Below are 19,154 nucleotides of genomic sequence, written 5' to 3' on the forward strand. Positions count from 1 at the left end.
GCTAATTGGGAATCTATTCGGCGGCCTTGACCCGGCGCGAGCGACCGGAGTTGATCCGATCCTTCATAATGTTGCTCGGGCGGAAGACCAGGACACGGCGCGGCGTGATCGGCACTTCTTTGCCGGTCTTCGGATTGCGGCCAATGCGCTCGCCCTTCTGACGAATTCCGAACGAGCCGAACGATGACAACTTCACCTGCTCTCCGCGCGCCAAACTATCCGAGATCTCGTTCAAGACGAGCTCGACCAGCTCCTGCGATTCATTGCGAGGCAAGCCGACCTTACGGACCACTGCTTCAGCCAGATCGGCACGTGTGAGTGTCTTACCGCTCATGCGCCTAAACCTCCCCGTCGATAGGTATTTTTCCTTATGCTACCGACGTGAGCGCGCGCGGTCAATCACAGATGTCAATCAAGCAACTGAAATCGCAGGTAGAATTAGATAACGCTGAACGAACCGTGTTTAGGACCGTCCGCCAACGGAGTTGTGCACCGCAGCGTGTCTCTTTTCGCTTTTGCGAGATCACCAGCGGGCGAGCACCGCACCCCAAGTAAATCCGCCGCCCATGGCCTCCATGAGCACCAGATTTCCTTCACGGAGACGGTGTTCTTCAAAAGCCAGGTTCAGAGCCAGCGGGATCGAAGCGGCCGACGTGTTGCCGTGCCTATCGATGGACATCACGATCTTTTTGGGGTCGACCCCCAGCTTTTTGGCAATCCCTTCCAGGATGCGAATGTTGGCCTGGTGGGGGACGAAGAGATCGATTTCGTCCGCCGCGAAGCCGGTTGCGACCAGCGTTTCCTCGATCACGCCCGAGATTTTCTGCACGGCGTGGCGGAACACCTCGCGGCCGTTCATGCGCAAATGTCCGACGGTTTTCGTCGAACCCGGACCGCCATCGACATAGAGCAAATCCTCGAAGCGGCCGTCCGATCGGATCAGCGTCGAGAGGATACCGCGATCTTCGCGCGTGCCGTGCTGGGGCTGAGCTTCGAGCACCACAGCGCCCGCCCCGTCGCCAAACAACACGCAGGTCGAGCGATCGGTCCAATCGAGGATGCGGGAGAACGTTTCGGCGCCGATGACGAGCGCGCGGACGGACTGCCCGGTCTTGATGAAGTTGTCGGCGATGGACATCGCGTAGACGAAGCCCGAGCACACGGCCTGGACGTCGAACGCGGCGCCTTTGGTCACGCCGAGGCCCGATTGAATGCGCGTAGCCGTCGACGGAAAGGTTCGATCCGGCGTCGCGGTCGCGCAGATCACCAAGTCGATGTCGACCGGATCGATGCCGGCCCGAACCAGGGCTTGGCGCGCAGCCGCGATCCCGAGGGTCGAGGTCAGCTCGTCTTCGGCGGCGATGTGGCGCTGGCGGATGCCGCTTCTCTCGACAATCCAATCGTCGGTGGTGTCGACGACCTTTTCCAGATCCGCATTGGTCATGACGCGCTTGGGAAGATGTGCGCCGACACCGCGAATGACCGATCGAATGATTGCCAAGGTGTCCTCTTATTCTGCGTTCTTGGGGCTGGACGGCCCTTTCGGTCTAGGGAGCCGGCGATACGGCGCCGAGCCGATGATGGAAGGTCTCGAGATCCGCTGCCAAGCGCTCCAGAAGCCCGCTCTCAGACATCTCGTAGCCGAGATCGACGGCACTCGCAAAGCCCAGCGCATCGGTGCCGCCGTGGCTCTTGACCGCGATGCCGTTAAGACCGAGGAACGTACCGCCGTTAACCCGTCTCGGGTCCATTTTTTCCTTGAGAACGCGGAAGCCGCCGCGGGCCAGCAAAGCGCCCAACCGCGACAGCCAGGTGCGCATCATCGCATCCTTCAAGTACTGTCCGATCTGCCTCGCGGTGCCCTCGGCGGTTTTGAGCGCGATATTGCCCGCGAAGCCCTCGACCACCACGACATCGACCTTGCCGTGGCCGATCTCGTCGCCCTCGATGAAACCACGATAATCAAGCGGCAGCTCGACGGCCTTCAGGAGCGCGTGCGCTTCCTTGACCTCCTCGGCGCCCTTGATGTCCTCGACGCCGACGTTCAGAAGGCCCGCCGTCGGCCGCTCGACATGGAACAGCGCGCGGGCCATGGCCGCGCCCATCAGGGTAAAATCCGTCAACTGGCGGGCCGTCGCGCCGATGTTGGCGCCGACGTCCAGCACGATGCACTCGGCGGTGATGGTCGGCCACAGGGCGGCGATAGCAGGACGCTCGATCCCTTTCATCGGACGCAGGATCAGCTTCGCCATGGCCATCAGCGCGCCGGTGTTGCCGGCCGAGACGGCGGCGTGGGCTTCGCCCTTCTGCACCGCATCGAGGGCCATCCACATGCTGGACCCCTTGCCGCGGCGCAGAGCCTGGCTCGGTTTCTCGTTCATCGCGACGACGTGGGTCGTGTGAACAACGCGGGCCTTGGCGGCAAGCGCGGGATGCGCGGCCAGCACGGGCGCAATCCGCGCTTCGTCGCCGAAAAGAATGAAGCTCAACGCGGGATGGCGCTCGAGCGAGATCGCGGCGCCCGGGATCACGACCTCAGGTCCATGATCGCCCCCCATCGCGTCGAGCGCTATTGTCCGCGGCTGAGCCATTTGGCGAATCTTGAACCTGTCGAACGAGCCCGGTGCATGTTCCTTTGAGCTTGCTTCACATGCCCCCGGAAGCAAGCCGACGGGAAAATACCTGTTTGCATCTGCGAAACAACCAATTTCCGCCAGCTGACAGGGGACAAAGCGCGCCACCCTGAAAATCAGTGGTTGCCGACCGGCTTGCCGACCCTTGTCTAGGCCGCTGTTTTCTCGTGCTTCTTGTCGGAAAGCCGTTTCGCAATTTTCCGGAAGCACTTAACGCCGCAGGAGGGCTGCAGCTTAAGGTTTCGGTTTGAGCTTGGCCAATGCGGCAAACGGACTGGCCCCATCGGGATCAGCTGCCAGCTTCGGATCAACCCATTCGAATTCGGCACCGGGCTTACGCGGATAGGGGTCGAGCCCTGCCGACAGCACGCCGAAAATCATGCTTCCGACTTCAATGCGACCATCCTCGATCGGCTCGACATCAGGGACGCTCGACACCACTCGGTCTCCGTCCACGGGCGTTTCATCCTGCAACGCCTCGATCGGACCAAGCTCGATCGAATAGCTTTCCGAAAGCCGCCCCGGAACAGGCTCCAGACTCACGACACAGGCTTGCGTGACTTCGGCTTCGAGCGTGCCTGAGAAGTTGTAGCGCCCCGAGCCAAGCGCCTTGATCACGTAAGTCGCCTTGAGAGCCTCGCAGGAGAGAATATCCAGCTCCCGCGCCAATTCGATACGCTCTTCCTCTGTCGCTTCCCGCGTTTCGGAAAGCGGGCGCTCACCGATGTCGGTCACGAGTTTGAACCAGTCGCGCAGTGCCGTCATTGCTGTGTCTCTACTCTTGTGCGGCCAAAACGAGCCCGGCCGCGGGATCCGGCAAAACGATGCGTCCCGCGAGCAGGCTCTCGGCCGGTGCCGTGAGAATGCCGGTGCGCGTTTCCAACGTATAGCGGGCGAGCGCGCGTGCGGCTTGCGGGTTTTCCGCGAGGCCTGGGACGGTCTCAGCAAGCTCGGCTGCCAAAGCCGCCACGGGCTCCGGCGCGTTCGCTGCGCTGCGGTAGCCCCCACAGCGCTCTCCCAGTGCTTGGGCCGCTCTCTTTACCTTTTTCGGGACCGACATGTCACCCACGCCCATCTCGCGTAGGCAATCGTCGATGTCAGTTACAAAAATTTCGCTCAGAAGGCGCGCGATCCGACGCCCGCGACGCTCCGACGGAAGGCGCTCCAACACCGGAAACATCAGCAGAATAATCATCGCGGTGCGACCTTCTGGCGTATCCAGGACACCATCGCGATCGAAAAATTCCGGCCGGCGGGCCTGGGTCACGATCGCGCCATAAAGGTCGACTGCTGTGCGGCGATCTTGAGCCCTGCTTCTAAACCAGGAGAGCACGCAGGTTTTCCAATCTCTTGTGTAAGGGGATTGAGAGGATCATGCCGTTGCTTCGAAGCCTCGTTTTAGCTAAGGCCGGAGCTGCAGCACAGGGGTTTCATGAGTCTTCCAGGGGGTCTATCGAATATGCGCCGTCGGGACGCGTCCTACCAGAGCTTGGAACGCCGGACCTTAAATCCCTCGGGGGGCTTGCGCCTTGCGGGCCGCGTGCTCGTACCCGTCGCATTGCTGATGACCGTTTCCTTGGCGGCGTGCAGCGAACAGATCACCAAGCACGGACACCTGTTCCGCGAGTCCGATATTGCGCAGGTGCAGCCGGGCATGGGGCAGGAGCAGGTGCGCCTCGTTCTCGGCACGCCCACCACCACCTCCACAGCCGGTAACGGCTCGGTCTATTACTACATCTCGAGCACCGAGAAGAAGACGGCGTTCCTAAAAGGTAACGAGGTCGACCGGCAGGTGCTGGCCGTCTATTTCACGCCGACCGCAACCGTCGATCGTGTCGCCAACTACGGGCTCAAGGACGGCAAGGTGTTCGATTTCGTTTCGAAGACCACACCGGCGCCCGGCGGCAAGGAAGACGGAATCCTGAAGCAGCTGTTCCGCAACCTCGGCACCAAGCAGATCTTCGGCGAATAACACGATGGCAGTCGTGGACCCGGCCATTACGATCCCGGTACTCGCGTCCCTCAATCTCGAGGAGACTGAGCGGTTCTATCGTGATGCGCTTGGATTTTCCGTAGAGAGGATCGGCGACTACGCGATCGCGAAGCGCGACCGGATGGAGATCCATTTCTGGCTCGCAGCCGACCGCATCCATCCCGAGCACACGTCCTGCTACATCCGTGGCGGACAGATCGCCGACCTCTACGACGAGTATCGCGAAAGAGGCATCGAGACGCTTTCGGACTTCAAGGTGCGCCCGTGGAACATGAAAGAGTTCTATATCCATGATCCGCACGGCAATCTTTTGCGCTTCGGCGGCGCGCCCGAAGAACTCGACGCACATTGATCCCGCTGTTCTCGCCGAAAACCACTTTCGATGATGGACGACGAATAAAAAGGCCCCGCTCGCGCGGGGCCTTTCCGTTTCGTCTCTTCTGTCTGGCGAAGTAGGCTCTTAGCTGTGCGACAGCACGGCCAGCAGCAACAGCGCGACGATGTTGGTGATCTTGATGGCCGGGTTCACGGCCGGACCGGCGGTGTCCTTGTAGGGATCGCCGACCGTATCGCCGGTGACGGAGGCCTTGTGAGCGTCCGAGCCCTTGACGTGCTTGACGCCGTCCTTATCGACGAAACCGTCCTCGAACGCCTTCTTGGCGTTGTCCCAAGCGCCGCCGCCAGAGGTCATCGAGATGGCAACGAAGATGCCCGTCACGATGACGCCGAGCAGCATGGCGCCGACAGCCGAGAAGGCCGCGCCGCGCCCACCGATGGCCTCGATGACGAAGAAGAGGACGATCGGAGAGAGAACCGGCAACAGCGACGGGATCACCATCTCCTTGATCGCCGATTTGGTCAGAAGGTCGACGGCGCGTGCGTAGTCGGGACGCTCCGTGCCCTTCATGATCCCGGGCTTTGCCTTGAACTGTCGGCGAACCTCCTCGACGATCGAGCCCGCCGCCCGGCCCACGGCCGTCATGGCCAAACCGCCGAACAGATAGGGGATCAAACCGCCGAGCAGGAGTCCAACGACGACATAGGGGTTCGACAGGGCGAAGTCGTACTGGACGCCCTTGAAGAACTGGAACTCGGTCGAGCCAGCGGCATTGGCCTTGTCGATGAAGTACTGGAGATCCGAGCTATAGGCGGCGAAGAGAACGAGGGCACCGAGGCCGGCCGAGCCGATCGCGTAGCCCTTGGTCACGGCCTTGGTGGTGTTGCCGACTGCGTCGAGCGCGTCCGTCGAACGGCGGACTTCCTTGGGCAGACCGGCCATTTCGGCGATGCCGCCGGCGTTGTCGGTCACAGGGCCGAACGCATCGAGCGCGACGATCACACCGGCCAAACCGAGCATCGTCGTGGTCGCGATCGCGGTGCCGTAGAGGCCTGCCAGATTGTAGGTGCCAAGGATGCCGGCGACGATCGCCACCGTCGGCAGGGCCGTTGCTTCAAGCGAAACAGCGAGGCCCTGAATGACGTTGGTGCCGTGTCCGGTGACGGAAGCCTGGCTGATCGAGCGCACAGGGCGGTAACCGATGCCGGTGTAGTACTCGGTGATCCAGACGATGAGGCCGGTCAGCGCGAGGCCAATAAGGCCGCACAGGAACAGGTTCCAGCCGGTGATCGACAGGCCGTTGACCGTGCCGACTTCGCCGAAACCGCCGAGGACATACTCGGTGGCGCCGTAAAGCCCTGCGATCGACAGCACACCCGATGCGATGACGCCCTTGTAGAGCGCGCCCATGATCGAGTTGTTGGCGCCGAGCTTCACGAAGTAGGTGCCGATGATGGAGGTGACGATGCAGGCGGCGCAGATGGCAAGCGGATAGACCACGAGCGCGGCGAGGTTGGCCTGGTTGGCGAAGAAGATGGCTGCAAGAACCATGGTCGCGACCACGGTAACCGCGTAGGTCTCGAACAGATCGGCCGCCATGCCGGCGCAATCGCCGACGTTGTCACCAACGTTATCGGCAATCGTAGCTGGGTTGCGCGGGTCGTCCTCGGGGATACCGGCTTCAACCTTGCCGACGAGATCGCCGCCGACGTCCGCACCCTTGGTGAAGATGCCGCCGCCAAGACGGGCGAAGATCGAGATCAGCGAGGCGCCGAAGCCCAGCGCGACGAGCGCATCAATGACCGTACGGTCGCCCGGCGCGTAGCCGAGAACCTGGGTCAGAACATAGTAGTAGATCGAGACGCCGAGGAGCGCGAGGCCGGCGACGAGCATGCCGGTGACCGCGCCCGCCTTGAAGGCGATGTCGAGGCCCTTGGCCAACGACACGGTGGCGGCTTGCGCGGTGCGCACGTTGGCGCGCACGGATACGTTCATGCCGATGTAGCCAGCGAGCGCCGAGAGCACCGCGCCGATCAGAAATCCGAGGGCGACGAGACCGCCGAGAAGGATCCAGGCCAGGGCGAAAATGACAACGCCGACAACGGCGATCGTCTGGTACTGGCGATTGAGGTAGGCCTGCGCGCCTTCACGGATCGCACCGGCGATTTCCTGCATGCGTGCGTTGCCGGCATCGGCCTTCATGACCGATTGAATGGTGACGACCGCGTAAAGGATCGATAGTGCGCCGCAGGCGACGATCCCCCATAGAATTTCTGTCATTGAATTCCCCTATTTGGTCAGCTCTTTGGCTGAGACCTCGCACGGGGCCATGCTCGCGACAACGCATCGCAAGTCTGGATCCCGATGCGCGCTCCAGACCGATTGGTCTGAGACGACCTAGATCACTTTGCGTTTCCCCGTCTCTCCTTAGCGAGAGACGCGCGCGGACCATGCCAAAAGACCACCTGCGTGGCAATACAGGCACAAGGGAAGGTTCGGGAGGAGACGCGTGCTCCTCCCCAGTCTGGATTCAATTTTTTGGTTTTTATTTCAGTGCGATACCTTGGCTCTCTCGGAGAGGCGGATCGCAATATTGCTTGCTTTAGTCTTTAGGTGGACGTGCCGGTTCACCCGGCCGCGTACACAGCGTCTGTGTCAATATGATCGTCAAATAGGCACCCGGGCGCCGCGAATCAACAACGACGGCGCCCTCGACCCATACCGCGACCCGCTTACTTGCAGGGACGCGCTTCGATCTGGCAGCTAAAGCTTCCGCCTGAACCGGAGCATGTCACGCCCTTGCTCGCCGCCTTCGAATACCGCGCCCAGTCGCTGCCGTACTCGAAATCCGTGAAGCTCGCCCAGGAGACGATCGCATCCTTTTGAGCGGCGGCCTTGGACCCGCCGCTGCCGCTGCCGTAGTGATAGTGATCGGTGAAGCAGGTGCGGCCGCCTTCTTTGCGCAGGTCGTGCATGTAGGCGAAACCCGTATCATCCGCCGCAGCCGGTGCCGCTATCGCGCTCATCGCAACCGCAGCAGCGGCTGCCCTGAAAATCCATGTTGCCGACATTGGAGCCTCGTTTCGTATTCAGACACGCGCCGGCACTCTGCCCGATTCACTTAGGGGGCTCGATAGGTGTCAGACGCAGTTTTGAACGAATCGAGTTTCCCCGAGGCAAACACGTCACAGATCGAGAAACTTTATTGCCGCTGTCGGAATAAAAAAGCGCGCCACAATGGGCGCGCTTTGCTTCTCTGTGATTTATCCAGCGCGCGATTTCGAACGCTGTTTGCGAAATGTCAAACTCGCAACTTCGCAGCGGATTCGTTTGCGCTACTTCGCAGCGACCTAACTTGCGCTACTTCGCAGCGACGACGCTGATCTCGACCAGCATGCGGGGATCGACGAGCTTGGCTTCGACGCAGGCGCGCACAGGCGTGTCCTTGCCGCCGGTCCAAGCCTTGTAAGCTTCGTTCATCTGCTCGCGATGGCGGATGTCGTTGAGCCAGATCGTCGCCTGCACCACCTTCGACTTCGACGTACCGGCGAGACCGAGCAGACGGTCGATCTCCTTCAGAACCTCTTCCGTCTGACCTTTGACATCGCGCGAGAGATCGGACGGCACGATGCCGGCGGTGAAAACAAAGCCGTTGGCCTCGGCGGCCTTGGAATAGACCTCGTTGGACTCGTGGCGCGTGATGGTCATGGGTGGGCAAGGCTCCAATAAGAAAGAAACATGAGGGCGACCGCTTAGCAAAGTACGGCGGCTAGCGCCATACCATCGGTCATCCTCGGCAGAAGCAGGTGAGAACGTCACCACAACGGCAACGGCCTCCCCGGTGGAGGGATGGATCCTCGGGACAAGCCCGAGGAAGACAGTTGCGCGCGAATTGGCTCGGTATACCCAGTGGCGGACTAGAGAAGCGGCTGCTCAGCGAGACGTTTCCCATCAATCACAAGGGCCTTGATGGCCACCTCGCCCGATTTGCCCACGGCGAGCACGGCCGAGATCTTCTTGTCGCGCACCTGCTGCTCGAGTTCGCGTCCGGTGCCTTCCGGAACGAAATAGCTCTCGATGCCGTAGCGGACCGAGACCTTGCGCGGCTCGTTGCCGACGGGGTTCGACACGTAGGAGACAATCCCCTTCAGCACGACCTGGGCCGGATCGGCCGGCTGGGTGTGGGTCAACGAAAGCCCTGCGACTTCCCACTGCCCCTCGGCGGTGCCGGGCTTCAGAGTGACGTAGATGGTGTCGCCCTGATTGGTTGCTTCGGGGGCCGGGATCTCGCCGCGCGTGAACCCGTAGCCGAGGATCACGTAGTCGCCACGGAAAATGTCACGTGGATCGACCGGGATAACCTCGGCCACGATCTCGCGGCCATCCTTCAAAAGAGAGACGCGGCCGTAGACGATGGACGCGAGCGCGACGGTCTGCACGAGCGCGACGATCGCTATGGCAAGCCAGGACGTCGGAGACAGCTTGATCATGACAGGGCTCCTTTGGCCTGCGCCTCACCGCGCGTGTGAAGTCGATAAGCGAGGGCAGCGAGACCGGCGACGATGAGGCCTGCAACAAGGAAGAACAGAGACTTGTCGAGCAACGTACCGATGGTCTCGCCGTAGACCGCGAGGATCTCGACCGAGAAGCCGATGTAGCCCAACCAAAGCGCGCCGCGGTTGCCGGTCTTGAGGCCCCAGAAAATGGCTCCGATCAGGATCGCAAGCGCCAGCACGGCGAGCAGAGTGAAGACATCGAGCGGGGGGCTCTCGAAGAATTGCAGCGCCCAGAGCCCGGCCAGAACGATGACGAGCCCGTAGTTCAGTACGCCCGCCCAGAGCGCCGGGAGATCAGCCCGCAAGCGTTCGCCGGCAATCGAAGCCGCCATGACGCCGAGACCGATCGCGACGACGAGCCCGTGCGCGTGGCCGTCATTGAGGCGATAGCCGAGGCTGACGACAAAACCGGTCAGCGCCAGACCCGCTAGATGAATGCCGGGCCGCCAGCGCTGCCAATAGAATGCAGCCGCTACGATGGCCCAGGGTATCAAGAACAGCCAGAACACCTTGTCCAAGCGCAGGGCTTCCATCGTGCCCCAGACGGTGACGAGCACCATCGCGAATGCGAGTGCGGGGTTCGATCTCAGCACGACACCGGCGAGCAGCGCACCCGCGGCCCAGAGCAGGATCGCGTCGGCAACGTTGCCGTCCATGTGATACATCTGCGAGATCAGCATGATCGAACCGCCGAAGATCGCGACGCCGAGCAGGATGGCGGCGTGAGCAAAGCCCGACATACCTCGACGTGCGAGGGCACCCGCCAAACCGTAAGACGCCCAAAGCGAAGCCAGCAGCATGCCGAGACGCAGCACGCGCGGCATCTCCTGCCAGTTCGACGCCACGAAACTCATGACCGCAAAGCCAATCAGGACCGCGCTCAGGATCGCGAGCGAGTTGGCGAGCCCCAAGGTGCGCACGCCCTTTTCCACGTCCTGGCGTATCGCGACTTCTCCTTCGGGAGTCACCCAGCCTGCCTCGCGCCACCGCGCGAGATCGCGTTCGATACGTTTACGGTAACTCCACATGGAGGATCCTGATGCTCTCGTTGTTGGTGATCACGGCAAGACACAAAGACGCCCGCCATCGCTCAGGGCTGACAATCAGCCGTCATCTGAGCAATACCGAGCGTAATTACTCAACGCAGGAGCATTATGTCACGAGGGAGGCCGCTGCTGTTACGCCGGGAACATTCACTCCGGCACGCTCGGTCATTAACGTTTAGATCCGTCGAACGGGGCGGCGCAATCCGACCCCGCTCCGGGAAATGCCCCAGAGACTTCAGTTTTCCTCAGTCTCGGGGAATTCCCCGTCGCGACGCTATTGTTGCGGTGCGGGAGCCGGAGCCGGTGCGGGCTCAGGCGCAGGTGTCGGCGCTGGTTCCGGTGTGGTGGTGGCTGCCGGTGGCGCCGGCGCATCGCTCACAGGCGGTGGTGTGAAGGCCGTATAAGCGATCACCGCCAATGCAATGGCGGCTGCAATTGCAACAACGACTTTTGTGTCCATGGTGTTTCCTCCGTGCCTGAAAAACACGAACTCATTTTTTAGCACGCTTTACCCCTCCAAGCCAGAAAACGGGGACTTTCGGTTTATTCCGACACGCGCGCTGCTCATTAAACGTGAGGGCTCGACGGCGGAAGCGACGCACGTCAAGATGCGCCCGCATTCGTTCGCACCGGCGCTGGTGCCTTTGCGCTTAACCCTAACCGCGATGGCGATCCCATGGATTTCGACGCAACTTTTCTCGCGCGTATTCAGTTCGCTTTTACGGTGTCGTTCCACATCATCTTTCCGAGCTTTACCATCGGGCTCGCTGCATTCATCGCGACACTGCTCGTCCGTTGGCGTCTGACGGGTCAGGAGCATCTGCACAGGCTCGCCCGTTTCTGGACCAAGATCTTCGCGGTCAGCTTTGCGATGGGCGTCGTTTCGGGGATCGTGCTCTCCTACGAGTTCGGCACCAACTGGAGCGGCTTCTCGCGCATCGTCGGCAACGTGCTCGGCCCGCTGCTCGGCTACGAAGTGCTGACGGCTTTCTTTCTCGAAGCCTCGTTCCTCGGCATCATGCTGTTCGGCTGGAACCGCGTCTCGCCCAACCTGCATGTGACGTCGGCCGTGTTAGTCGCGATCGGAACGTCGCTCTCGGCGTTCTGGATTCTCGCCGCCAACAGTTGGATGCAGACGCCGGCCGGCCATGAAGTGCGCGACGGCATCGCCTATCCCGTGAGCTGGCTCGAAATCATCTTCAATCCGAGCTTCCCTTACCGCTTCTCGCACATGTTCACGGCAGCCTATCTCACGACGTCGCTGGTGGTCGCGGCGGTGGGCGCGCGCTATCTGCTGTCGGGGCGCTTCGTCGAGGAATCGAAGACCATGCTGCGGATGGGCATCGGCATGGTGGCGATCCTTGCCCCGCTGCAGCTTTTCATCGGCGACCAGCACGGCCTCAACACACTCGAGCATCAACCCGCCAAGGTGGCGGCGATGGAAGCGCATTGGGACGGCAACGAACCGGCGGATCTCGTGCTGTTCGCTTGGCCATCCGAGAGCCAGGAGAAAAACCTCTTTGAGATCTCCATTCCCAACTTCGCGAGCGTGATCCTCACGCATACGTGGGATGGCCGGATCAAGGGCCTCAAGGACTTCGCACCGCAAGACCGCCCGCCGGTGAAGCCGGTGTTCTTCGCCTTCCGGGTGATGGTCGGTCTTGGCCTCCTGATGATTGCGGCCGGGCTCATCGGCGCCTTCCTGTGGTGGCGCGGGACGTTGTTCAACACAAAATGGTTCCTGCGCCCGCTTTCGATGTCGTGGCCCGCTGGCTTCATCGCCATCCTGGCCGGCTGGTGGGTGACGGAAACCGGCCGGCAGCCGTGGCTCGCAACAGGGATCGTGCGCACGGCCGACGCGGCCTCGCCGGTATCGGCGGGCGCCGTCCTGACCACGCTCGTTCTGTTCGTGATCGTTTACGGAATCGTGTTCTCGATGGGCATCTACTACATCAACCGCCTGATCGAGAAGGGACCGGCCGGCGCCTCGATCAAGCCGGCAGACGGTGTGCCCTCGCGCCCGCTTTCCGCAGCCGAGGAAGCCGCCCACGACGCCATCGAAGGGACGAGGTGAGATCATGGACGGCTTGGCTTACTGGCTTCCCTTGATCTGGGTGAGCGTACTTGGCATCGCGGTGGCGCTCTATGTCGTGCTCGACGGGTTCGATCTCGGCATCGGCATCCTGTTTCCCGCCAATCCGCGCGAAGCCGATCGCGATCAGATGATGAACTCGGTCGCGCCGTTCTGGGACGGCAACGAGACGTGGCTCGTTCTCGGTGGCGGCGGGCTGTTCGTCGCGTTTCCGCTCGCCTATTCGATCATCATGCCGGCGGTCTATCTGCCGGTCCTGATCATGCTGCTCGCGCTCGTGTTCCGCGGCGTCGCGTTCGAATTCCGCTGGGTTGCGAAACCCCATCACCAGATGTGGGACATCGCGTTCGCGGGCGGATCCATCGTTGCCTCGTTCATGCAGGGCCTCATTCTCGGCGCGCTGCTGGAAGGGATCACGGTTTCAAATGGTGCCTTTTCCGGTGGCACGTTCGATTGGCTCTCGCCGTTCTCACTGCTGACCGGCCTCGCGGTGGTAGCCGGCTACGGCCTGATCGGTGCAACGTGGCTGGTCATGAAAACGGATGGCGACGTCCAGGCCCGAGCGCGCGATCACGCCAAACTGCTGCTGCCGATCGTGCTCACGGCGCTGTTGATCGTGAGCCTCTGGACCCCTATTGCCGTGCCGCGCATTTTCGAGCGCTGGTTCACGCTACCGAATTTCCTACTGCTCGCGCCCGTGCCGCTGCTGACCGCCTACGCGGCGTGGTCATGCTGGTCCGGGCTCGCGACACGGCACGACACGAAACCGTTCGTTGCGACGATCGCGCTGTTTCTGCTCGGATTCGTCGGTCTTGCCGTGTCCAATCTGCCTTATCTCGTCCCGCCTTCTCTCGATGTCTGGCAGGCGGCCGCCCATCCTTCGTCTCAGCTGTTCATGCTGATCGGCGTTCTTATTTTCGTCCCGGTGATCCTCGCCTATACCGTATTCGTCTATTGGACGTTCCGCGGCAAAGTGAAAGCCGGAGAAGGCTATCATTGAGCGGCCTGGCCGAGCCGACCGTCTCGATTTCAAGGCGCGTGTGATGTGCATTTGGTTCTCGTCCCCCTCCCGTCCGGCGGCTTCGGCCGCCGGGTCCGTCGGAGAATTCGGCACGATCGACGCCTTTAAGGCGGATCTCGATCCAAGTGGCCAGTGCGCCTCATGACCCGCATTCCTCCGTTCCCGCACGATGAGCAAGTTCCAGGACCGACGGGCTCCCAGCCCGTCAAAAAAAGGTCCAAGGCCGCAGTCACTCTGAAGCGCCTCGGCATGGGGCTGGTTTCTACGGTGCTGTCGGCTGCCGCCTATTATTTCGCTGCACGCTACGGGCTGGCGCTGCTGACCCAGCCGGATGGCGTCGCGGTTTTCTGGCCGGCCTCGGGGATCGCGGTTGGCGCGCTTCTGGTCTTCGGAACGGCGAGCTTTGCCCCAATCGGGAGCGGTGTCGCGATTGGAACCATCGCGGCCAATATCGTTGCCGGCCGGCCACCGGAACTCGCCATTCCGTTCGCGTTCGCCAACATGCTCGAATGCCTCATCGTTGCCGGACTGTCCGAATGGCTGCTCGGTCCGAATTTGCGTTTCGACACGCTGCGAAAGTTCATCGGCATCTTCTTCGCGGCGGCCGTGGGCGCGGCCGCCGGAGCGGTGGTCGGCGCAGCGACAATCGCGATGCTCGGCAAAGCGGAGGGCTCGTTCCTCGCTCATTGGCACCAATGGCTGCGTTCGGATCTCATCGGCATCATCGCCATCACGCCGCTGGTGCTCGGCATTCGCGCGTTGGCCTCGAAGCAGATCTCCGTGCGCGCGCACGTCGAAGGGTTGCTGCTGATCACGCTCGTCTCGGCCGCGGCAGCCGCGACCTATCCGGACACGCTCATACGGCAGGGGATCGAGGTTACGCTGCCGATCTCAGTCCTGTTTCCGCTTCTTTTGCTGCTCGCCATCCGCCACCCGCTCACCTACTCGCAAATCGGCGCGTCGATGGTGGCGATCATCCTGGTCGCCTGCATCGTGTCGGAACGCAAGATCGCGACGGACTTCGATATCATGTGGGCGCAGCTTTCCATCGTCTCGATGGTTGCGTGCTCGCTGTCTCTCGCAGCGCTGATCGCGGAACGCAACGCGGGCGAGGTTAGGCGGCAGCTGCTGGTGCGGGAGCTCGATCACCGAGTCAAGAACGGGCTGACGCTGGTTCAGGCCGTGGTGGATCGCTCACGCGAGCACGCGTCGTCGATCGACGATTTTTGCGAGAAGCTCGCCGGGCGCATTCATTCGATGGCGCGAACGCACACCATGCTGAGCCGCGAGAAGTGGCAAGGTATCGAACTCGGCCAGTTGATCGCGACCGAGCTTGCTTCGTATCAGGAGATCAATTCAAAGGCCTTCGTGGGCCCACGCGTTTTGCTGACCCCGGCGCTTGCGCAATCGCTGAGCCTCGTCGTGCACGAGCTTTCGACGAACGCGATCAAGCATGGATCTCTTGCGCGGCCTGAAGGGCGCGTTCACGTGGCCTGGCACATCGAGCCCGTGCATGAAAATCCGGAGGGCGTCGAAACACTCGTGATCGAGTGGCAGGAGTTCGGCTTGCCGTTCGTGGGCAAGATCGGACCGGCCGGGTTCGGCACCAGCACAATCCGCGACCTGCTGAAGTATGAAGCGGAAGCGAGCGTCGATCTCAGCTTCCCGCCGGATGGCGCACGATGCACCGTCCGTCTGCCGATGGCGCCGTTGCGCCTAACGACCACCTGAGGAAAGATGTTCCTCAGACGATCGAACATCTCAGGTTGCGACTTCTTGCGCGCGGCGGCCGGTAAATCGCCTGATGTATGTCTCGATCAGATCGTGATCGAGCGGCTTGTTCAGCCGGGCCAGCGCCTCGCGATCGGCGTTCGTCGGAAGAGCTTCATAAGCCGTGATGATGATATAAGGAATGGATCGCGGGATCAGTGCGTCCACAAGAGGATCGGCAAAGCCGTCTCGGAGGTTCATGTCGACGAGAACGAGTGAAACCGGGCGCGCTTCGATGATCTTGAGCGCCTCTCTGACCGTAGGTACGGGGCCGAGAGGCAAAGCGCCTGCTTTCTCGACGATGCTTCGCAAGGACTGAGCAACGTTCCAGGAGTCCTCGACGATCAGCACCGCCACGTCATTCCTGTCGCACTTTATGCTTTCAGGTCTTGGGATGATCGACATGACGTGTCTTAAACTTTCAAGTGGTAGCGTAACCGAATTATATGCTCCCAATTTCCACATATGTCCATTGCAGTCTGAATAGGCCCATGAAGTGGCTTGACGGATGGTGCTTTGGGCTGTGATAGGCTCGAATCATGACTAATATCAGTGCAATTCACGTTATCGGCGGCGGCTTGGCCGGCTCAGAAGCAGCCTGGCAAATCGCGAGCCAGGGCGTTCCCGTGATCCTTCACGAGATGCGCCCTCACCGCATGACCGACGCCCACAAGACCCATGGGCTCGCGGAGCTCGTATGCTCGAACTCGTTCCGGTCGGACGAGTGGGAAACCAACGCCGTCGGGCTTCTGCATGCCGAGATGCGGCGGTCGAATTCGCTCATTCTTGCGGCGGGTGACCAACACAAGCTTCCCGCCGGCGGCGCGCTCGCGGTCGATCGCGACGGATTTTCCGCCGAGGTCACCGCGCGACTGTCGAACCATCCGCTGGTCACGATCGAGAGGGGCGAGATCGCCGGGCTGCCACCGGCCGACTGGGACAATGTGGTGGTCGCGACGGGACCGCTGACCTCTCCATCACTCAGCGAGGCGGTCAAGGCTTTGACAGGCGAGACTGAGCTTGCCTTCTTCGACGCGATCGCGCCGGTCGTGCATCTCGAGAGCATCGATCAGACGATCGCGTGGCGGCAATCGCGCTATGACAAACTAGGCCCCGCGGGAACCGGCGCAGACTATCTCAATTGTCCGATGTCGAAGGAAGAGTACGAGGCGTTCGTAGACGCGCTGCTCGCCGGCGACAAGACGACCTTCAAGGACTGGGAAGCGTCGACACCTTATTTCAACGGCTGCCTGCCGGTCGAAGTGATGGCGGAACGCGGCCGCGAAACCTTGCGGTTCGGGCCGATGAAGCCGGTTGGCCTCACCGATCCGCGCTCGACGCGGCGTCCTTATGCCGTCGTGCAGCTGCGCCAGGATAACGCGCTCGGCACGCTGTGGAATATGGTGGGCTTCCAAACGAAGCTGAAACATGCCGAGCAGGCACGCGTTTTCCGGATGATCCCCGGGCTCGGAGAAGCCGAGTTCGCGCGGCTCGGCGGGCTCCATCGCAACACCTTCCTCAATTCGCCGAAGCTGCTCGACGGCGCGCTTCGTCTCAAGGCGCAGCCGAGGCTGCGGTTTGCCGGGCAGATAACGGGCGTCGAGGGCTATGTCGAAAGCGCGGCCATCGGCCTCCTGGCGGGGCGCTTTGCCGCCGCCGAGCGGCTCGGCCAATCCTCAGTGCCGCCGCCCGCAACGACTGCACTCGGCGCTCTGCTCGCGCATATTACCGGCGGACATCTGCTCGACGAGGGCAGCTCGGCCTCATCTTCGTTCCAACCGATGAATATCAACTACGGCCTGCTGCCGCCGCTCGACGACGCGCCGTCCTCGGGCACGGACGGGCGCAAGCTCAAGGGCAAGGAGCGGGGCATGGAAAAGAAGCGCGTCATGTCGCGGCGAGCCTTGCGCGATCTCGACGGATGGCTTGCCCAAACCACGCAGGCAGCTGCGGAATGAGATAACTCGCTCTCGGGAGATTGCACTGGGCGACGCCGAGCAGATGGTGGTGAAGGTCGTGCCGAGCCTTCGGGTGGTGGCTGCCGACGCGTGGGATGCCTGTGCGAACCCAGACGCGGCCACGCACAATCCGTTCGTCTCGCACGCCTTCCTCTCTGCTCTGGAAACTGCGGGTGCAGTCGGCCCCGGCACCGGATGGACGCCGCAGCATCTCGTGCTCGAAGGCGCCGACGGAGACTTGCTCGGCGTGATGCCGCTCTATGCCAAAACGCACAGCCAGGGCGAATACGTATTCGATCACGCGTGGGCGGATGCGCTGCATCGCGTCGGCGGGGCGTACTATCCGAAGCTGCAAGGCGCGGTGCCGTTCACGCCGGTCCCGGGCCGCCGGTTCCTGGCCCGGCCGGGGCCGATGGAGGCCGAGCGGGAACGCCTGCTCGCGCACGCAGCCATCGCGCTGGCCGACCGGCTCGGCGTCTCGTCGGTACATGTGACCTTTCTAACCGAGGGCGAATGGACCCGGCTTGCCGGAGACGGCTATCTGCAGCGTACGGGACAGCAGTTCCATTGGCGCAACGAGGGCTACCGGACATTCGACGATTTCCTCGCCACGCTCTCCTCGCGCAAACGCAAGGCGATCCGAAAGGAGCGGGCGGACGCTCAGGCGGCCGTCGAAATCTTCAGTGTGACCGGTTCCGAAATTATGGAATCGCATTGGGATGCGTTTTTCTCGTTCTACATGGACACCGGCTCGCGAAAGTGGGGACGGCCATATCTCAACCGCGCCTTCTTTTCGATGCTTGGGCAAGCGCTCCCGGAGCGGTGCCTGTTGATCTTCGCGCGGCGCGCGGGGCGGATCGTGGCGGGCGCCTTGAACCTCGTCGGCGGCGATTGCCTCTACGGGCGCTACTGGGGCGCGATCGAGCATCATCCGTTCCTGCATTTCGAGCTCTGCTACTATCAGGCCATCGACTATGCGATCGCGCATGGGCTCGCACGGGCGGAAGCCGGCGCGCAGGGGGAACACAAGCTCGCGCGCGGGTATCTGCCGGAGACGACGTACTCCTTGCATTGGCTTGCCGATCCACGCCTCGAAGCCGCCGTTGCGCGCTATCTCGCGGAGGAGCGCAGCGAAGTTTCCGAGATCAACGACCTGCTACGCGCGCATGGGCCGTTCAAGAAGGACGGCGGTGGGTCTTAAGAGCGTCCGGGGAAGCGCGGAAGCGGGCCGCAAAGGCCTTGCAGTACGAGGGGCGCGGCTCTTAGAAAGACGACATCAACCCGCGACGAGGGACATCTCACCATGGCCGACTACGACACCAACAACGTGTTCGCGAAGATCCTGCGCGGCGAGATTCCGTCCCACAAGGTTTACGAAGACGACAGCGTGATCGCCTTCATGGATGTGATGCCGCAGGGCCCGGGCCATACGCTGGTGGTGCCGAAAGCGCCCTCGCGCAATCTGCTCGATGCCGATCCGGCCGTGCTTGCCCAGCTGCTGCCAGTTGCGCAGAAGATCGCCCACGCGGTGAAATCCGCATTCTCTGCCGACGGCGTGAGCCTCTTTCAGTACAACGAACCTGCGGGCGGGCAGAGCGTGTTTCACCTGCATGTGCACGTGGTACCGCGCTTCGAGGGCGTGGCGCTCAAACCCCATTCCGGAAAGATGGAAGATGGCGCAGTTCTCGCCGCCCATGCCGAAAAGGTGCGCCAGGCCCTCGCCGGCTGATTGATTTCCCTTGGGGGCC

The 19,154-nt window shown here is 62.2% G+C and carries 20 protein-coding genes; 8 read left to right on the top strand and 12 right to left on the bottom strand.

Translation table 11 applies throughout. The features are described 5' to 3' along the window. Positions 1–13: 13 nt before the first annotated feature. The 5 genes from RCO24_RS06025 to RCO24_RS06045 all read right to left on the bottom strand — a co-directional run bounded on the left by RCO24_RS06025 (position 14) and on the right by RCO24_RS06045 (position 3,900). Complete coding sequence (locus RCO24_RS06025; RefSeq protein ID WP_308960644.1) at positions 14–334, bottom strand: integration host factor subunit alpha; 321 nt, start codon at positions 332–334, stop codon at positions 14–16. A 189-nt stretch (positions 335–523) separates the two neighbouring features. Then, entirely contained in the window at positions 524–1,495 is a 972-nt protein-coding gene (locus RCO24_RS06030; RefSeq protein ID WP_308960905.1) for a beta-ketoacyl-ACP synthase III, read from the bottom strand. A 52-nt stretch (positions 1,496–1,547) separates the two neighbouring features. Further along, positions 1,548–2,591 (bottom strand): phosphate acyltransferase PlsX, encoded by a 1,044-nt coding sequence (gene plsX / locus RCO24_RS06035; protein ID WP_308960645.1) that lies wholly within the window; start codon positions 2,589–2,591, stop codon positions 1,548–1,550. 276 nt (positions 2,592–2,867) lie between these two features. After that, positions 2,868–3,398, bottom strand: coding sequence for a DUF177 domain-containing protein (locus RCO24_RS06040; protein ID WP_308960647.1), 531 nt, complete (start codon positions 3,396–3,398; stop codon positions 2,868–2,870). 10 nt (positions 3,399–3,408) lie between these two features. Beyond that, positions 3,409–3,900, bottom strand: coding sequence for a ubiquinol-cytochrome C chaperone family protein (locus tag RCO24_RS06045; RefSeq protein ID WP_308960650.1), 492 nt, complete (start codon positions 3,898–3,900; stop codon positions 3,409–3,411). 192 nt (positions 3,901–4,092) lie between these two features. Between RCO24_RS06045 and RCO24_RS06050 the strand changes: the two genes are divergently transcribed. Together RCO24_RS06050 and RCO24_RS06055 are read left to right on the top strand one after the other, a co-directional pair. Then, entirely contained in the window at positions 4,093–4,605 is a 513-nt protein-coding gene (locus tag RCO24_RS06050) for an outer membrane protein assembly factor BamE (RefSeq protein WP_308960652.1), read from the top strand. Between the two features lie 4 nt (positions 4,606–4,609). Further along, positions 4,610–4,978, top strand: coding sequence for a VOC family protein (locus RCO24_RS06055; RefSeq protein WP_308960653.1), 369 nt, complete (start codon positions 4,610–4,612; stop codon positions 4,976–4,978). Positions 4,979–5,086: 108 nt separating this feature from the next. Here RCO24_RS06055 and RCO24_RS06060 read toward each other — a convergent pair whose 3' ends face one another. From RCO24_RS06060 to RCO24_RS06085, 6 genes are all read right to left on the bottom strand, one after another. Continuing rightward, on the bottom strand, positions 5,087–7,243 hold the full coding sequence (locus RCO24_RS06060) for a sodium-translocating pyrophosphatase (RefSeq protein ID WP_308960655.1): 2,157 nt from the start codon (positions 7,241–7,243) through the stop codon (positions 5,087–5,089). A gap of 452 nt (positions 7,244–7,695) precedes the next feature. Continuing rightward, positions 7,696–8,034, bottom strand: a complete 339-nt coding sequence (locus RCO24_RS06065; RefSeq protein ID WP_308960656.1) for a hypothetical protein — start codon at positions 8,032–8,034, stop codon at positions 7,696–7,698. A gap of 289 nt (positions 8,035–8,323) precedes the next feature. Further along, positions 8,324–8,671, bottom strand: a complete 348-nt coding sequence (locus RCO24_RS06070; protein ID WP_308960658.1) for a RidA family protein — start codon at positions 8,669–8,671, stop codon at positions 8,324–8,326. Between the two features lie 209 nt (positions 8,672–8,880). Beyond that, positions 8,881–9,453 (bottom strand): GDYXXLXY domain-containing protein, encoded by a 573-nt coding sequence (locus RCO24_RS06075; protein WP_308960659.1) that lies wholly within the window; start codon positions 9,451–9,453, stop codon positions 8,881–8,883. Further along, positions 9,450–10,547 (bottom strand): DUF2157 domain-containing protein, encoded by a 1,098-nt coding sequence (locus tag RCO24_RS06080; RefSeq protein ID WP_308960661.1) that lies wholly within the window; start codon positions 10,545–10,547, stop codon positions 9,450–9,452. Before RCO24_RS06080 ends, RCO24_RS06075 begins: the two co-directional genes overlap by 4 nt. 292 nt (positions 10,548–10,839) lie before the next feature. Further along, entirely contained in the window at positions 10,840–11,025 is a 186-nt protein-coding gene (locus tag RCO24_RS06085; RefSeq protein ID WP_308960662.1) for a hypothetical protein, read from the bottom strand. A 216-nt stretch (positions 11,026–11,241) separates the two neighbouring features. Here RCO24_RS06085 and RCO24_RS06090 point away from each other — a divergent pair, with 216 nt between their 5' ends. From RCO24_RS06090 to RCO24_RS06100, 3 genes are all read left to right on the top strand, one after another. Further along, positions 11,242–12,639 carry a cytochrome ubiquinol oxidase subunit I gene (locus RCO24_RS06090; RefSeq protein ID WP_308960663.1) on the top strand — a complete coding sequence of 466 codons (1,398 nt, stop codon included), beginning with the start codon at positions 11,242–11,244 and terminating at the stop codon, positions 12,637–12,639. A gap of 4 nt (positions 12,640–12,643) precedes the next feature. Beyond that, complete coding sequence (gene cydB / locus RCO24_RS06095) at positions 12,644–13,657, top strand: cytochrome d ubiquinol oxidase subunit II (RefSeq protein WP_308960664.1); 1,014 nt, start codon at positions 12,644–12,646, stop codon at positions 13,655–13,657. Between the two features lie 162 nt (positions 13,658–13,819). Further along, positions 13,820–15,409 carry an MASE1 domain-containing protein gene (locus RCO24_RS06100; protein WP_308960666.1) on the top strand — a complete coding sequence of 530 codons (1,590 nt, stop codon included), beginning with the start codon at positions 13,820–13,822 and terminating at the stop codon, positions 15,407–15,409. Between the two features lie 30 nt (positions 15,410–15,439). Here the strand turns inward: RCO24_RS06100 and RCO24_RS06105 are convergent, their stop codons facing one another. Then, a complete protein-coding gene (locus RCO24_RS06105) occupies positions 15,440–15,853 on the bottom strand; it encodes a response regulator (protein WP_308960668.1) in 414 nt (137 codons plus the stop codon). Between the two features lie 134 nt (positions 15,854–15,987). On the opposite strand from RCO24_RS06105, the gene trmFO reads away from it, so the two are divergent. From trmFO to RCO24_RS06120, 3 genes are all read left to right on the top strand, one after another. Further along, positions 15,988–17,406 (top strand): methylenetetrahydrofolate--tRNA-(uracil(54)-C(5))-methyltransferase (FADH(2)-oxidizing) TrmFO, encoded by a 1,419-nt coding sequence (trmFO, locus tag RCO24_RS06110; RefSeq protein WP_308960669.1) that lies wholly within the window; start codon positions 15,988–15,990, stop codon positions 17,404–17,406. Positions 17,407–17,449: 43 nt separating this feature from the next. Next, positions 17,450–18,607, top strand: coding sequence for a GNAT family N-acetyltransferase (locus tag RCO24_RS06115; protein WP_308960671.1), 1,158 nt, complete (start codon positions 17,450–17,452; stop codon positions 18,605–18,607). A 102-nt stretch (positions 18,608–18,709) separates the two neighbouring features. After that, positions 18,710–19,135, top strand: a complete 426-nt coding sequence (locus tag RCO24_RS06120; RefSeq protein WP_308960673.1) for an HIT family protein — start codon at positions 18,710–18,712, stop codon at positions 19,133–19,135. The last annotated feature ends 19 nt before the right edge of the window (positions 19,136–19,154 follow it).

The organism is Hyphomicrobium sp. LHD-15, assembly GCF_031157355.1.
Classification (GTDB): Bacteria; Pseudomonadota; Alphaproteobacteria; order Rhizobiales; family Hyphomicrobiaceae; genus Hyphomicrobium_C.